The organism is Thermoproteus sp. CP80 (assembly GCF_002077075.2).
Classification (GTDB): Archaea; Thermoproteota; Thermoprotei; order Thermoproteales; family Thermoproteaceae; genus Thermoproteus.
The window spans coordinates 1-13,848 of record NZ_LCWM02000013.1 but is presented as its reverse complement, the minus strand read 5'-3'; the positions used below and the strand labels follow the sequence as shown (position 1 = coordinate 13,848).

General features: G+C 65.4%; 14 protein-coding genes. 8 read left to right on the top strand and 6 right to left on the bottom strand.

All coding sequences use genetic code 11. From position 1 onward, the window contains the following. The first annotated feature begins 1 nt into the window (after position 1). Genes B7L68_RS03950 through B7L68_RS03940 form a run of 3 tightly spaced genes read left to right on the top strand, consistent with a single transcriptional unit; the run spans position 2 to position 3,322 of the window. The gene (locus tag B7L68_RS03950) at positions 2–1,219 is read left to right on the top strand and encodes an acyl-CoA dehydrogenase family protein (protein ID WP_081246394.1); all 1,218 of its coding nucleotides are present in this window, start codon (positions 2–4) and stop codon (positions 1,217–1,219) included. Next, a complete protein-coding gene (locus B7L68_RS03945) occupies positions 1,212–2,360 on the top strand; it encodes an acyl-CoA dehydrogenase family protein (protein ID WP_081246393.1) in 1,149 nt (382 codons plus the stop codon). The genes B7L68_RS03950 and B7L68_RS03945 overlap by 8 nt, the downstream gene beginning before the upstream one ends. A gap of 20 nt (positions 2,361–2,380) precedes the next feature. Beyond that, positions 2,381–3,322, top strand: a complete 942-nt coding sequence (locus B7L68_RS03940) for an ATPase domain-containing protein (RefSeq protein WP_081246392.1) — start codon at positions 2,381–2,383, stop codon at positions 3,320–3,322. Here B7L68_RS03940 and B7L68_RS03935 read toward each other — a convergent pair. Both B7L68_RS03935 and B7L68_RS03930 read right to left on the bottom strand, forming a co-directional pair. Then, positions 3,316–4,281, bottom strand: a complete 966-nt coding sequence (locus B7L68_RS03935) for a class I SAM-dependent methyltransferase (RefSeq protein ID WP_081246391.1) — start codon at positions 4,279–4,281, stop codon at positions 3,316–3,318. The two genes, B7L68_RS03940 and B7L68_RS03935, sit on opposite strands and share 7 nt — an antisense overlap. Continuing rightward, on the bottom strand, positions 4,278–4,487 hold the full coding sequence (locus B7L68_RS03930; protein WP_081246390.1) for a hypothetical protein: 210 nt from the start codon (positions 4,485–4,487) through the stop codon (positions 4,278–4,280). The genes B7L68_RS03935 and B7L68_RS03930 overlap by 4 nt, the downstream gene beginning before the upstream one ends. A 220-nt stretch (positions 4,488–4,707) precedes the next feature. Here B7L68_RS03930 and B7L68_RS03925 point away from each other — a divergent pair, with 220 nt between their 5' ends. Beyond that, on the top strand, positions 4,708–5,544 hold the full coding sequence (locus B7L68_RS03925) for an undecaprenyl-diphosphate phosphatase (RefSeq protein WP_081246389.1): 837 nt from the start codon (positions 4,708–4,710) through the stop codon (positions 5,542–5,544). On the opposite strand, the gene B7L68_RS03920 is transcribed toward B7L68_RS03925, so the two are convergent. The 3 genes from B7L68_RS03920 to B7L68_RS03910 are packed head-to-tail and all read right to left on the bottom strand — an operon-like array spanning position 5,535 to position 9,174. Next, positions 5,535–7,385: a glycoside hydrolase family 15 protein gene (locus tag B7L68_RS03920; RefSeq protein ID WP_081246388.1), complete on the bottom strand. Its 1,851-nt coding sequence runs from the start codon at positions 7,383–7,385 to the stop codon at positions 5,535–5,537. The genes B7L68_RS03925 and B7L68_RS03920 overlap by 10 nt on opposite strands. After that, positions 7,382–8,314, bottom strand: coding sequence for a bifunctional 2-dehydro-3-deoxygluconokinase/2-dehydro-3-deoxygalactonokinase (kdgK, locus tag B7L68_RS03915; RefSeq protein ID WP_081246387.1), 933 nt, complete (start codon positions 8,312–8,314; stop codon positions 7,382–7,384). The genes B7L68_RS03920 and kdgK overlap by 4 nt, the downstream gene beginning before the upstream one ends. Continuing rightward, positions 8,311–9,174 carry a bifunctional 2-dehydro-3-deoxy-phosphogluconate/2-dehydro-3-deoxy-6-phosphogalactonate aldolase gene (locus tag B7L68_RS03910; protein WP_081246386.1) on the bottom strand — a complete coding sequence of 288 codons (864 nt, stop codon included), beginning with the start codon at positions 9,172–9,174 and terminating at the stop codon, positions 8,311–8,313. The genes kdgK and B7L68_RS03910 overlap by 4 nt, the downstream gene beginning before the upstream one ends. Positions 9,175–9,217: 43 nt before the next feature. Between B7L68_RS03910 and B7L68_RS03905 the strand changes: the two genes are divergently transcribed. The 4 genes from B7L68_RS03905 to B7L68_RS03890 all read left to right on the top strand — a co-directional run bounded on the left by B7L68_RS03905 (position 9,218) and on the right by B7L68_RS03890 (position 12,835). Beyond that, complete coding sequence (locus tag B7L68_RS03905) at positions 9,218–10,393, top strand: mandelate racemase/muconate lactonizing enzyme family protein (RefSeq protein WP_081246385.1); 1,176 nt, start codon at positions 9,218–9,220, stop codon at positions 10,391–10,393. 139 nt (positions 10,394–10,532) lie between these two features. Further along, entirely contained in the window at positions 10,533–11,609 is a 1,077-nt protein-coding gene (locus tag B7L68_RS03900; protein WP_081246384.1) for an ATP-binding protein, read from the top strand. Between the two features lie 212 nt (positions 11,610–11,821). Further along, entirely contained in the window at positions 11,822–12,280 is a 459-nt protein-coding gene (locus tag B7L68_RS03895; protein WP_081246383.1) for a bifunctional nuclease family protein, read from the top strand. Between the two features lie 51 nt (positions 12,281–12,331). Beyond that, the gene (locus tag B7L68_RS03890; protein ID WP_081246382.1) at positions 12,332–12,835 is read left to right on the top strand and encodes an Lrp/AsnC family transcriptional regulator; all 504 of its coding nucleotides are present in this window, start codon (positions 12,332–12,334) and stop codon (positions 12,833–12,835) included. 115 nt (positions 12,836–12,950) lie between these two features. Here B7L68_RS03890 and B7L68_RS03885 read toward each other — a convergent pair whose 3' ends face one another. After that, a complete protein-coding gene (locus B7L68_RS03885; RefSeq protein ID WP_081246381.1) occupies positions 12,951–13,772 on the bottom strand; it encodes a PD-(D/E)XK nuclease family protein in 822 nt (273 codons plus the stop codon). Between the last annotated feature and the right edge of the window lie 76 nt (positions 13,773–13,848).

Genomic DNA, 13,848 nt, shown 5'->3' with positions numbered 1-13,848 from the left:
TATGGAGTTCTCTATATCTGGGGAGGACAAGATGTTCCTGGAGTCCGTCAGATCGTTCGCCGAGAGGGAAATAGCGCCGAGGTGGGTCGAGATAGACGAGAGGAAGTGGCCCATTGAGGAGGTCGCGGCTAGGCTCGGCGACGCCGGGCTCATCGGGATACCGCTGAGCTCCAGATACGGCGGGCAGGACGGCACGTTCCTGCAGGCCGCCCTAGCCGTGGAGGAGCTTGCCTACGCAGACCCCTCCCTCGCCACGCCCGTCTACGTCTTGCTCGAAACGGCCTGGCCCTTCATCGTCCAGAGGTACGCCAGAGACGACGTGAAGGAGGAGGTCCTGCCCGAGGTGACCAAGGGCAGGGCGTTCATAGGGATAGGCTCCACGGAGCCCCAGGGCGGTAGCGACGTGGCCTCCTTCCAGACCAAGGCCGTGAGGGACGGCGGCGTCTGGAGGCTGTACGGCGAGAAGAACATGGTCACCGGCGTCACCACGATACTCAATCTGCCCTACGGCGGGGGGCTCGTGGCCATAACGAGGACGGGCCGGCCCGAGGATAAACACAGGGGCATATCTACCTTCCTGGCGCCCCTCAAGAGGAGGGGGACGCGCGTCGAGGGGTTCGAGCACAGGGACTGGGAGGAGATAGGGCGCCACGGCCTGCCCACCGGCTACTTGAGGCTCGAGGGGCTGCCCGTGGAGGACCGCTTCATGCTCGGCGAGCTCAACGGAGGCTTCAAGATAGCCATGGAGGGCTTCAACCTGGCCAGGACGGTCATCGGCGCGGCGTCCGTCGGGGCGGCCAGATGGCTCCTGGACCGCGGGCTCGAGTGGATCAGGCAGAGGGCGGTGTTCGGCAGGCCCATCGCGTCGTATCAAGCGGTCTCCTTCAAGCTCGCCGAGCTCTACGCCCGCCTGGAGGCCGCGAGGCTCGCCGTGTATAAAGCCGCCTGGATAGCCGACAGGCTGTACAGAGGCGACCCGGCCCTCTCCATAGGGGACATCGCGACGGCCGGCGCCGTGGCCAAATACCTCGCCGTAGGTCTCGCCGTGGAGACCGCGCTGGAGGTCATGAAGTGGTTCGGCGGCGCGTCCTACTTCAAGGAGACCAACGTGGCGAGGGTCCTCCTGGGGGCCCTCTCGTACTACGTGGGGGCCGAAGGCGCCGAGAACATAATGAAGCTGATAATAGCGAGGAACGTGGTCGGGAAGGACTATGTATAGCTACCCCCAGCTCTCGGAGGAGCACTCCCTCGTCAGGAAGACGGCGAGGGAGTTCGCCGAGAGGAGGGTGGCGCCGGCCGCGAGGAGGATAGACGAGGGCGAGTACCCCCGCGACCTTCTGCGGGAGATGGGAGACCTCGGCCTATTGGCGCCCCACATACCGCAAGAATACGGCGGCGCCGGCCTCGACTTCAGGAGCATGGTGGTGGCGGTCGAGGAGATAGCGAAGGCCAGCCCGGCGCTGGCCACCGTGATGGAGGTCCAGGGCTCCATGATAGCCTACAACCTCTACCACTACGCCACGGAGGCCGTGAGGGAGAAGTGGCTCGAGGACGCGGCGAAGGGCAGGAGGATAGTCGCCTTCGCCCTATCGGAGCCCTGCTGCGGCTCGGACGCCGCCGCCATACAGACGAGGGCCGAGAGGAGAGGCGGCGAGTGGGCCATAAGCGGGGTGAAGCTGTGGATAACCTCCGGCCTCTACGCGGACGCCTATCTGGTCGCCGCGAGGACCGGCCCCCCGGAGCTCAGACATAGGTCGATAAGCCTCTTCCTGGTGGAGCGGTCCCAGTGCGTGGAGGTCTCGCCCGTGAGGGTCATGGGGGTCCACGGGACGGGCACGGCCGAGGTGAGGCTCAACGACTGCCGCGTCGGCGAGGAGGCGCTCGTGGGGAGGCTCAACGAGGGGTTCCAGGTGGTGCTCGACGACCTCAACAACGGCAGGACCTGCGTCGGCGCCATAGGGCTGGGCATAGCCCAGGCGGCCTTCGAGGAGGCCTACGCCTACACCAAGAGGCGGACGGCCTTCGGGAGGCCTCTCGCGGACCTCCAGATAGTGCAGCACTACCTCGCCAACGTGCACGCGCAGACGGAGGCCGTGAGGCACGTGGTCTACACGGCGGCGCTCTATAGGGACCTGAAGGACCCGGCCTTCCCCATGTACGCCCAGCTCGCGAAGGTCCTCGCGTCCCGCCTCGCCGTCGACGCGGCGAGGACCGCCATGCAGGTGATGGGGGGCTTCGGCTACTCGACGGACTCCAAGGTCGAGATGCTGTACCGCGACGCCAAGGCCACCGAGATATACGAGGGCGCCAACGAGGTGATACTCAACACGGTCTATAAGTTCCTGGAGAAATTCCTTTAAATAGCGGCGCCCTACAGCATATGTCTAGGAAGAGGGAGGGGGAGAGCTGGCTCGACGAGCTCGAGGCGGGCCCGGCGACCAGGAGGAAGCTGGAGGAGCTCGGCGTCATCTCCCTGGAGCACCTGGTGGAGTTCACCGTGGACGAGCTGGTGGACGCCGGCATAGAGCCGTCGACGGCCGAGAGGCTTCTGGCCAGGGCCAGGGAGGCGCTGGGCAGAAGGCCCAGGGCCGTGAAGGCATCGGAGCTCCTTAAGGCGCAGCACAGGGCCGTCAAGACGGGCGTGGCGGAGCTCGACGAGAAGACGCCGTGGGGAGGGTTGCGGGAGGCCTTCATATACGAGTTCGCCGGCGAGTTCGGCGCCGGCAAGTCCATGCTGGCCCACCAAATAGCTGTGAGGTCGGTCGCGGAGGGCTTCGGCGGCGCCGTCTATATAGACACCGAGGGCACCTTCAGCCCGGGGCTCGTCGAGAGGATCGCGAGGAGGTTCGGGGCCGAGCCCGAGGCCGTGTTGGACAAGATATCGGTCTACGTCCCCGACAACGTCTCGGCGCTGGAGGCCTTCGTGAAGTCCGAGTTGCCCGGCCACTTGAGGGAGGGGGCGCGGGCCGTCGTCGTGGACACGATCACGGCCCTCTACAGGGCCGAGTTCGTGGGGAGGGAGAGCCTCTCCGAGAGGCAGCAGAGGCTCCACTACCTGGTCGACTGGTTCAGACGCCACGCGAGGGTCTTCAGCGCCCTCGTCGTGTTCACGAACCAGGTCATGGACGTGCCGGAGGCCTTCATGACCAGCCTCAAGAGGCCTGCGGGAGGCAACGTCCTGGCCCACAGCGTCAACGCCCGGTTCATGATGTCGAGGCCCTCTAAGCAGAAGCCCGAGGGCCACATGTGGCCTCTCGACGTGCCGGGCATGGCGCCCGACGTGAAGATACAGTACCGCCTGGCGGACGACGGGCTCTACTGAGCGGCCCTCCAGACGGCGATGTAATACGGCGAGTAGCGCGTGTACCTCCTCTCCTTTTCGAAGCCGGCGGCGTCCAGGAGCGCCTCTACGTCCCTCCAGCGGAAGACGTGCTTCGCGCCGAAGGACACAACCACGGCGAGCAGCCCCGGCGTCGACTCGACCACCTGCTGCCCGACCAGCAGACGCCCGCCCGGCCTCAGGAGGGCCTTGAGGCATCTGAGCTCCGCCAGCGGGTCGGCCATCCAATAGAGCGTGTGGAAGAGCAGCACCGCGTCGAAGGCGCCCGCGAACTTCGACGCGACCTCGCGGGCCGCCGGGCCGCAGATGGTCGGGGTCTGCAGCACGCAGACCTTGCCGGCGCAGACGTTCGGGGAGGCGCCCAGCAACGAGGCTGTCGCCTCCACGTCGTCGGGATCCGGATCGTAGGCGAGGTACCTCTCGGGCTGATGCCTCCTGAGCACGGCGTAGGCCAGCTGGCCCTCCTTGCAGTGGGGCTCCACTATGTTGAGGTACCGCCCTATCTCGACCAGGTCGAGGAAGGTCTCCCTCATGATGTCGTACCACCCCTGCGCCAGCATGGAGGAGTAGAGGATCCTCAGCTTGTCCCTATCGACGGCGCCCTTGGCCACCTCGACCGCGCCGAGCGCGTCGAAGGAGTCGTGCAGCTCCACGAACTCGGCCGAGTACGGGTTGACGGGCCTCGGCGGCGTCTCGACCCTCTTGACCAGCCTGCCGCCGTCGTCGATGATGCCGCGGGCCCTCAGGGACATGAAGAGGGCCTTGCCCAAGATGTTCCTGTCGGCGTCTATGCCCAGTTCGTGCTTCAGCTCGCTCCACCACTTGACGGCGTACCAAGTGCTCCAGGCCAGGGCCTTTCTGACCTCGCCGATGCCTCCCCCCGCCTTGATGAACTTGCCGTAGTGCCTCAACGCGTTGACGTCGTCCCAAGAAAAGCTCATAGGCAGACCATGACCCCCGCGTCCCTCAGCCTTCTGAAGAGCGGCTGGAGGCTCGGCGGCACGGAGCCCGCGCGGATCGCCTCGAGGACAGCCGCCTGGAGGCTCGGCGGCACTAGAGACGAAAAGGCCTCGAAGTCCTTGATCTCGCAGTCGGCGAGGGCCCTCTGCCCCTCCATCTCCCCTACTACGCGCTTGACAAGGCTCATGCCAATGCGTCCTTCGTTGGAAAATAAATTTTACGTAGCGCCGAGCCCACGGCGAAGGCGCATCTTCCGTGGAGTCGAACCGCATAGACGAGAGGAACAAGGGTATTGACGTCCCCATGTAGATGTGGAAGCCGTTGTTGGAGCTCGTCGAGGGCAGACGGTTGGGAGGCCCCTCCGCCCACGCCCCCTCATACTTATATATTGGATCTGCGGGAGCGCCATGAGCTGGGCTGTCGACGGGCTCGTCCTCGGCTTGGTCCAAGGCGTGAGCGAGTGGCTGCCCATCAGCAGCAAGACCCAGATAATGTTCGCCTCGACCTACCTGCTGGGGCTGTCCTTCGGCGCGGCCTACGCCTTCGGCCTATTCCTCGAGTTCGCCACGCTGGCGGCGGCCGTCATATACTTCAGGAGGGAGGTGTGGGGCGTGCTGAAGGCCCTCGCCCTGAGGGGCTCGGCCGAGGATAGGCTCCTCCTGAAGTACCTAGTCGTGGTCACGGCCGTTACGGCGATGGTCGCGGCGCCCATATACCTCTACTTCAGCTCCATCTCGGGGCCCGTCGTGGGCCTGCCCATGATAGCCCTCGGCCTCGTCCTCATCGCCGACGGGCTGCTCATAAAGACGGCGAGGGAGAGACATACGCCCACCAAGGGCCTCACGGACCTGAGGATCGCCGATCTGGTCCTGATCGGCGTGGCTCAAGGCCTGGCGGCGTTTCCCGGCGTCAGCAGATCCGGCATAACGGTCTCCGCCATGTTGCTCATGGGTGTGAGGCCCAGGGACGCCTTTAGGCTGTCCTTCCTGGCCCTCATACCGGCCGCGCTGGGCGCGTCGGCGTTGCCCCTCCTGGCCTCGCGCCGCGAGGTGCTGACGGCGGCGTCCTTGGTGTCGCCGCAGGGCCTGGCCGTCGCCGCGGTGGTGGCCACGGTGGTGAGCCTGTTGCTGATAGACGCGTTGCTCAAGCTGGCCTCGAGCAGGAGGATAGTGCCCCTGGTCGTGGGCCTCGGGGCGGTGGCGATCGCCGGCGGAGCTCTCGGAGTCCTTATAGGCTACGGCTGACCCCCCACGCAGCAAGTCCGCTTGATGGCGTACAGCGCCCTCAGATACTCGGCGTGGCTCCAGGCCAGCGGCTGGACGGAGACGGGCGAGCCGTCGAAGGGGCTTATCTGCTCCGGCAGCAGCCCCGACGGGCCTGCCCTCGCCTCGGCCCACCTGACGAGCTCCTCGGCCCTGGTCGCCTGGCCCAGCGACGCGTAGTACTCGGCAAGCCACATGGTCGTTATTATCCAGGGGTTGCCCGGTATCCCCGAGTAGTCCCCCGGCACCCTCTGGTAGTGGTCCCCCTCGTATCTCGCCAATCCGCCGACGCCCTTAACCCAAAGGGCCTCCTCCACGGCCTTGACCGTGGACACGACCATGGGGTCGTCGGGCTCGAAGACGCCTAGGAGGGGCAGGGCCAGAAGGCTGGCGTCGACGGTCCTGTCCACCTCGACGACCTTCCCGTCGTCTATCCTGACGGTCCTCACGAACCTGCCCAGCGATCTGTCGAACATGTGCTCGGCCACGGCCTCCTTGACGGACCTCGCGGCGGATATCCAGCGGTCCGAGTCCTCGGCCTCGCCCAAATGGTCGGCGAACCTGGCGGCGGCCTTCAGGCCGGCGTAGACCGACGCGGCGGTGTAGGCGTGTACGCCCAGCCTCTCCTCCCAGAGGTCGTAGGACTCCAGCGGCAGGCCCAGCCTCTCGTCCCTGAAGTTGGCCATGAAGTCCGCCGCCTCTCTGATCAGCGAATAGGCCTGCCTCATGAGGTCGTAGTCCCTCGAGAGCTCCAGATAGCGCCACAGCGCGTGTATGAAGATAGCGGTCTCGTCCTCCTGTATGTTCAGGGACTTCCTCCCCCTCGCCGTCCAGGGATGCCACGTGGAGCCGAAGGTGCCGTCCGGGTTGTACTTCTGGAAGAAATAGCCGGAGCGGGCCTTGGCCAGGAGCGAGAGGGCGAACTGGTAGAACTTCTTGGTCACGGCGGTGTATCCGTACTCGTCGAGGGCCATGGCCACGTAGGCCGCGTCGCGGGGCCAGACGTATGCGTACGTATCCAGGTTGAACCTGAGTATGTCCGTGTCGAGGGACGCGGCGATCGCCCCGTTGTCCCCTATGTGGGCCAGCAGAACCGCCACGGACTGGGCCGCGAGCCTCTCCGGATGGCGCTCGGCGATCGCCCGCCAGTACCCGACGTTCCTCCTCTCGTAGTACTGCGGCTTGGCCCTAAGCGATCTGTGCACCTCCAGCACGTCCTCCCTGCTCCTCCCGGCGACTATCCAGTAGTAGAAGCTGGGGTAGGCGATCGACACGGCCGAGTCGACGGAGCCCTGCGCTATGGGGTTCTTGCCCAGCGTCCCGTCCTCGCAGTCCCTCAGCACGACGCCGGCGTCCCTCCGCCCTATGTTGTACTCGTAGAGCTGGTGGCTCGAGCCGACCAGGAACCAGTAGCCCTCCTTGTAGTGGATGACGGCGTCCGCCTCGGGGTCGTAGAAGGCCGTGTCGCCCTGCGGCGCCTCCATCACCCTGAAGTCCTGGTAGAACAGCACCCTGACGAGGCCGCCGCCCCTTATGTCGACCCTCCTCACGTACACGTCTCTGCCGAAGTCCACGAAGTCGTGGAACTCCATGTCGAGCCCATCCCATTTGGCCCTCATCCTCGCCGTGAGTCCCTCCATCTCCACGGACTTCTCCACGGACTCCAGCCAGGCGAACTTCCCGTCGTGCCATACGCCGACCTTGAACCTCCCGCCGAAGGCGTGGTTGTAGCGGCCGACGTAGGGGTAGTAGAGATCGGCCACGTAGAAGTTCTTGTCCAGCAGGACCGTCAGCCTCCCGTTGCCCAAGACGGCGCTCCTCATAGCGACGACAGAAGCCTCTCCGCCTCGGCCGGCGTGGGCACGGCCTCGTTGTCGCCCCTCACCGTGACCACGAGGGTGGACGCGGCTGCGGCCAGGTCCAGAGCCCTCTCCGGCGGGGCGCCGGATAGGTACAACGCCGTGAAGTAGCCCGCCATGGCGTCGCCGGCCCCAGTGGGGTCCTCCACGGGTACCGCGTAGGCCCTCCTGAAGTATCTGCCCCCGTCGTGGAACACGTAGGCGCCCCTCGCCCCCTCCTTGTAGACCAACGTATCGACCCCCAGCTCCCTATATCTCCGATAGGCCTCCTCGGGGTCCGCGGTCCCCAGCACTATCTTGGTGTCGTCGGGGTCCGTGAAGAGCACCTCCACGCCCCCTCTCAGAGCCCTCAACACGGCCTCCCTCGCCGCCTCGGGGCTACGCCATAGAGCCGGCCTTATGTTGGTGTCGAAGGTCCTCCTGGCCGCGTGCTCGAAGGCGAGGTAGACCGCCTCTCTGGCCGACTCGCTTATGGCTAGGGTTATCCCCGTCGAGTGGACCGCGTCGGCCGACCTGAGGTAGCCGACGTCGACGTCCTCGGGCGAGAGGCGGCTGCCGGCGCTCCCCCTTCTGTAGTAGACCAGCACGGATCGGCCGGGCACGGGGTAATGCCTCTGGACGAAGTATATGCCCGTCGGCGCTTCCCCGTCGACCTTGACCCTCGACACGTCGACGCCCCTCCCCCTCAGGTATTCCAGAATGGCCCTCCCGAACTCGTCGTCGCCGACTCTGGCCACCAGCCCGCAGGACGCGCCGGCCATCACGGCGGCGACGCAGAAATTGGCCTCGGACCCCGCCACATGCCTCTCGAAGTAGTTGACGTATCGCAGGGGGCCCGGCGTCACGGCGTTCAGCTGCACCAGGGGCTCGCCGAGGGCGGCCAGCCTGATCATGGAGCGAGCTTGGACCTGGCCTGAGCCACCGCCGCCCTCAGCCAGGCCCTCTCCTCGGGGTCCAGCGGATATATGGGAGGCCTCGGCTCGCCCGCGTCGTAGCCCTGGAATATCTCGACCAGTTCGTACACCGCCGATGAATACCCCAGGGGCCTGGCCGCCTCCAGCACCTCGTCTATAGCGAACTGCAGAGAGCGGGCGCGCTCCAGATCGCCGCGTGCGACGTACTCCCTGAGCCGGGCCAGGACCTCGGGGACGTAGTTGGCCGACGAGGCGACGACGCCGTCCAGGCCCACGGAGAACGAGGCCAGGACCAAGGAGTCCGACCCGTTGTAGACCCTCATGTGGGGCATGAGCCTCTTGTACGCGAGCGTATGCGCTATGCTGTCGTTGGTGTCCTTGACGCCCTTGAGGCATCCTATCTCCCTGGCCGCCTTGGCGTCGACATCCCTCCCGACCGCCGCGGGGTAGTTGTATAGGTAGACCGGCCGGGTGGTGGCGGCGCAGAGGTCTCTGAAGTACTTCGCTATCTGCCTCTCGGAGAGCCTGGGGAAATAGTAGGGCGGGACGGAGGCTATCGCCTCGACCGCGTCGAACCTCTCGGCGTATTTGGCCAGGGCCAACGCCTGGTCCAGGACGAGCGAGCCCACCTGGAATATGACCCGCCTCGCGGCCGACGCGGCGGCCTCCAGAAGGGCCTTCCTCTCCTCCACGGAGAGAGCCGGGCCCAGCCCGGTGGTCCCCGCCACGAATATAGCGTCGACCCCCTTCGCCGTTATGTTCCTTATATGCTCGGCGTATAGGTCGAGGTCGAGCCTGCCGTTTCTAAAGGGCGTGACGACAGGCGCTATTATGTCCATGCCCCCTAAAACGACATCTATAAATAGAGTTTCCCGTTCCGACATGGCGAAGATATCGGAGATAGAGCCCATAGTCCTCTACGAGCAGGAGGCCGACGCCAGATGGGCCTCCTACTCGATACTGGTCAAGGTCGTCACGTCGGACGGGAGGGCCTCCTACGGCGAGGCCGTCCCCACGTTGAGGGTGCTGCCCGTCGTCTCGGCGGTGAGGCAGGCGGCCAAGGCCTTCGTGGGGAGGGACCCCCACGAGATCTACGCCGGCTTCTACGAGTGGTACCGCCAGGACTTCTTCCTATCCCGCTCCTTCGAGAGCGCGACGGCCCTCAGCGCTATAGACATGGCGCTCTGGGACCTGAAGGCCAGGGAGCTCGGCGCGCCGCTCCACGAGCTCCTCGGCGGGGCCATACGCAGGAGGGTCCCCGTATACGCCAACGGCTGGTATGGGGGCTGTAGGGACGCGGGCTGCTTCGCCGAGAGGGCCAGGGAGGTGGTTGGGAGGGGGTACACAGCCCTCAAGTTCGACCCGTTCCGCGACAGCTTCAACAGCATATCCCCCAGGAGGCTCAAGGAGGCGGAGGAGATAGTGGCCGCCGTCAGGGAGGCCGTCGGCGAGGAGGTCGACGTGTTGATAGAACACCACGGGCGTTTCGACGCCAACGCGGCCGTGGAGATAGCCAAGAGGCTGGAGCCGTACGGCCCGTATTTCATGGAGGAGCCGGTCCACCACGAGGACCTGGAGGCCTACAGGAAGTACAAGGCCGCGACCGGCCTGCGGGTGGCCATGGGCGAGCGGCTCATAAGCGTCAAGGAGGCTCTGCAGTATCTGGCCGAGGGGCTCGTCGACGTGATACAGCCCGACGCCTGCAACATAGGCGGCGTCACCGGCAGCGTCAAGACGGCGACGCTCGCCGAGGCCTTCAGCGTGGAGGTGTCCTATCACAACGCCTACGGCCCCGTCCAATTCGCCGTGGAGGTCCAGCTCTCAGCCGTAACGCCCACCCTCTACAGGCTGGAGTCCTTCTACGACTTCTGGCCCAGATGGAAGAGGGACCTCATAGGCGATCCGTTCAGGGTGGTCGACAGCTCCGTCGAGGTCCCCAGCAGGCCGGGCATAGGCGTCGACGTGAACGAGAGGGTCGTGGAGAGGTACAGGGCGGAGCCCCGGGAGATACAGCCGACTGAGGAGCCCGTCTGGGTCGTCAGGGGGACCTGGGGGTGAGGGGGCGGGCCTGCCTCCAGGCCCCGGCCTCCCGCGGCGGCCCGGCGGAGCCCGCGCGGCCTCGACGGCGGGCATTCCGCGATCCGGGCCGATGCGGCCCAGGCGCTAAACTTTATACCTCCCAAGTTACTTGGGAGGTATGTTGTTCAGAGAGGCGCCGGTGGACAGGCCCGAGGAGCTCTTCGACAGGGAGGCCGAGTTCGGGGAGCTCCGGGGGGCGCTGGGCGCCGGGAGGCTGGTGCTTCTGCTGGGCATGAGGCGCGTCGGGAAGACCTCGCTCGCCAGGGCCGCCACGCACGACATGCCCCGGGCGTATGTGGACCTGAGGGAGTTCGAGTGGCGCCAGTACCTCACCTGGGACGACTTCTACGCCGCGTTGCGGTCCGCGCTCCCGAGGTCGAGGAGGGCTGCGGAGTTCCTCTCGCGCATCTCCGGCGTGTCTGTCGCCGGCGTCGAGGTGGAGTTCGCCAGAGGCAGCCGCCGGCCCCCTCCGCCCGAGGTGCTCAAGGCCCTCGACGAATGGGCTGGGTCGGAATCCCGCCGGCTGGTCGTCGTGCTCGACGAGGCGCAGGAGCTCTACAAGCTCAAGGGAGGCTCCCTCGCGCCGGTGCTCGCCTGGGCCTACGACAACCTGAGGAACCTGGCCTTCCTGCTCACCGGCTCCAAGGCGGGCCTCATGCACAGGCTGCTCAAGCTGGAGGACCCCGAGTCGCCCCTATACGGGCGGCGCGTCCAGGTGGTGAGGCTCGGCCCCCTCCCGCGGGAGAAGGCCCTGGAGTTCCTGTCCAGAGGCCTCTCGGAGGCCGGCGTGGAGCACAGCCCCGCGCTGCTCGAACGCGCCGTGGACAGCCTCGGCGGCGTCATAGGGTGGCTCTCCTACCTAGGCCTCGAGGCGGTGAGGGCCGGCAGGCTCACCGAGGGGCTGATCGAGGAGGCCGCGGACAAGGCGGCGCGCCTCGCCTGGGGCGAGTTCTGCAGATTCGTGAGGCTGAGGGGCTCCATGCGCTATCTCCACATAGTCGCGGCGGCGGCCGAGGGCGCCACGTGGTCCGAGATAAAGAGGTACCTAGAGATAAGAGAGGGGCCAGTCAACGACGCCGAGGTCGGCAGATTGATCAAATCCCTGGTGGACGAGGGGTGGCTGGAGAAGGGTGAGGCCTACAGGGTGGCCGACCCCCTCGTCAGGCGCGCCGCGAGGAGCGGGTGGGGCTGCTGACGTCGAAGGCATGGGGAGCCTGCAGGCCCCCTGCCTCCCCGGCCGTCGGGGCGGCGCCGTCGACTTCAGGCGCGACGGCGGACGCCCTCAGCCTGGTTTAGGACGCGTCACCCATCGGCGCCGCTTCCGTCATCACGGCCGGCCCCGCCTGCGCCGTTAAAAACGTTGCCCCCGGGCTCCAATTGATTTATAAGCCGGTTGAGGTAGAGTCGATGGTTAGATATCTGAAGGGGGAGCTGATCTCAGTCATCGAGGCCTACGACAGGGCGGGCCAGCAGGTCGGCGTCATGCTCATAGGCACGGACGAGTGGGACGACAGGGCCCTCCCCATAATAATCGGGAGCTCCGAGATGATATCCATAAAGAAGGGCCTGGGGGAGCTCGACTTCCCGCGCCCCCTGAGCCACGACCTCCTCATCGAGATCCTCGAGACGCTGGGCGCCGCGGTGGAGAAGGTGACGATAGACGCCATGATAAACGGCACCTACACCGCCACCCTCTACGTCAAGGACAGCTCGGGCAGAAGCCACGCCTTCGACGCCAGGCCCAGCGACGCCGTGGCGCTCGCCGTGAGGTCGGGCGCCCCCATATTCGTGGCGGAGACCCTGGCCGACCTCGCCGAGGATATCTCCAACTACATATCCCCCCCGAGCGGGAAGGTCGGCGACTGACGGCGGTCTTAATTCCGAATTGTTTAATAACCCCGCGAGAATATATCCCGCATGGACGAGATAGACAAGAAACTGCTGGAGCTGCTGCAGATGGACGGCAAGAAGACGCTCCAGGAGCTCGCGGACGTGGTGAACAGGCCGAAGACCACCATAGCCTCCAGGATCAAGAGGCTGGAGGACAAGGGCTACATAATAGGCTACAAGGCGGTCGTGAACCCGTTCCTCCTGGGGTACCAAGTGCTGGCCTTCGTCATGGCGAGCGTGAGGAGGGGCGAGTTCAGAGGCGAGAAGCCGCTCCAGGAGCAGCTCGCCGAGAAGATCCTGGCCGACTGCTCGGGCAAGGGCGACCTCCCCTTCGTCGAGGAGGCCTACATAATCACAGGCCCCTACGACCTCCTCCTCAAGGTCTGGGCCCGCGACATAAAGCAGCTCTCGTCCTTCCTGGTATCCTACCTGGCCTCGCTCCAGGACATACAGAGGACCGAGACCCTGATGGTCCTCGAGATAGTCGAGGACTGGAGGAGGCGCCACATGCCGGTAGTCGCGACGACTTGAGGGCCCAGCCGCGCCCCAGGCGCGCCCAGCTAGGCAGGCCGGCCCTCATTTATGGCCACGCATCGCCCCCATCCCACCTAACCGGCGGGCGCAGCCCCCCTGGAGGTCGGCCGCGTCACGGCCTGGGCCACACTACGACGATGCCCATGGAGCTCGCGACGGCCGCCACGGCGTCGGGGTTCCTGTCGTGGATGAACGGCGTTATCACGTAAACGGCGTCGACCCTCCTACCAGTGACCGTACTAAACAGCTCAACCTTCCTCCTAATCTGCTGTAGGTCGCCCCTCTTCAGGGCCGATGTTATCTCAACGGCTAGGGTCCTCCCATCCCTAATTATTACGTCCAGCTCAACCTCGCTTGGGTAGCCGTAGACGTAGCCCCTATCGTCGTAATAAACCCACCTCTCCACGGCATACCCCGCATCCCTAAGCAGCTCCCTAACGCCGCTCCTAAACGCATCCTCGCTGAACACACCCCACCTGGCGCCCAGGGCGTTTAGTGCAAGCCAGAGCCCCCTCATATCCTCCCTGAGGGATGCCTCAACCTTCCTCATATCCTCTCTAAGGGATGTCTCGACATTCCTTATTTCCTCCCTGAGGGATGTCTCGACCGCCCTCAGCTCCTCCTTAGTTGCCATCCTTTCCTCCAGTCTCTTTAAATCCTCCTTGGTAGCCATCCTCTCCTCAATCCTATCAACCCTCTCCTCCAATTTTTTCAATTCCTCCTTAGTCGCCATTCTCTCCTCCAATCTCTTAAGATCCTCCTTCGTAACCATCTTCTCCTCCAACCTCCTCAAGTCGTCCTTGGTGGCCAGGTTCTGCCAGGGCATCAGCCTAGCCAGCGCCTCATAGACGATCTCAGGCTTAGCCGTGAGGACCTCCACTAGGATCTCCGGCCGCTCCATCAAAACCCGCTTGATCTCATCGGCCAAGCTCACATACAAACGGGGCAGTAAAGTTATAAACCTTGCCATCGCCGGCGATGACGATCGGAGCGGCGTAGAGCCCGAAGCT

Bases quoted from the DNA above. Each gene is read 5' to 3' on its own strand.
- B7L68_RS03905 (WP_081246385.1), top strand. From the start codon at position 9,218: ATGGCGAAGATATCGGAGATAGAGCCCATAGTCCTCTACGAGCAGGAG.
- B7L68_RS03935 (WP_081246391.1), bottom strand. From the start codon at position 4,281: ATGAGCTTTTCTTGGGACGACGTCAACGCGTTGAGGCACTACGGCAAG.
- B7L68_RS03895 (WP_081246383.1), top strand. From the start codon at position 11,822: ATGGTTAGATATCTGAAGGGGGAGCTGATCTCAGTCATCGAGGCCTAC.
- B7L68_RS03890 (WP_081246382.1), top strand. From the start codon at position 12,332: ATGGACGAGATAGACAAGAAACTGCTGGAGCTGCTGCAGATGGACGGC.
- B7L68_RS03910 (WP_081246386.1), bottom strand. From the start codon at position 9,174: ATGGACATAATAGCGCCTGTCGTCACGCCCTTTAGAAACGGCAGGCTC.
- B7L68_RS03950 (WP_081246394.1), top strand. From the start codon at position 2: ATGGAGTTCTCTATATCTGGGGAGGACAAGATGTTCCTGGAGTCCGTC.
- B7L68_RS03930 (WP_081246390.1), bottom strand. From the start codon at position 4,487: ATGAGCCTTGTCAAGCGCGTAGTAGGGGAGATGGAGGGGCAGAGGGCC.
- kdgK (WP_081246387.1), bottom strand. From the start codon at position 8,314: ATGATCAGGCTGGCCGCCCTCGGCGAGCCCCTGGTGCAGCTGAACGCC.
- B7L68_RS03940 (WP_081246392.1), top strand. From the start codon at position 2,381: ATGTCTAGGAAGAGGGAGGGGGAGAGCTGGCTCGACGAGCTCGAGGCG.
- B7L68_RS03900 (WP_081246384.1), top strand. From the start codon at position 10,533: ATGTTGTTCAGAGAGGCGCCGGTGGACAGGCCCGAGGAGCTCTTCGAC.
- B7L68_RS03945 (WP_081246393.1), top strand. From the start codon at position 1,212: ATGTATAGCTACCCCCAGCTCTCGGAGGAGCACTCCCTCGTCAGGAAG.
- B7L68_RS03925 (WP_081246389.1), top strand. From the start codon at position 4,708: ATGAGCTGGGCTGTCGACGGGCTCGTCCTCGGCTTGGTCCAAGGCGTG.
- B7L68_RS03920 (WP_081246388.1), bottom strand. From the start codon at position 7,385: ATGAGGAGCGCCGTCTTGGGCAACGGGAGGCTGACGGTCCTGCTGGAC.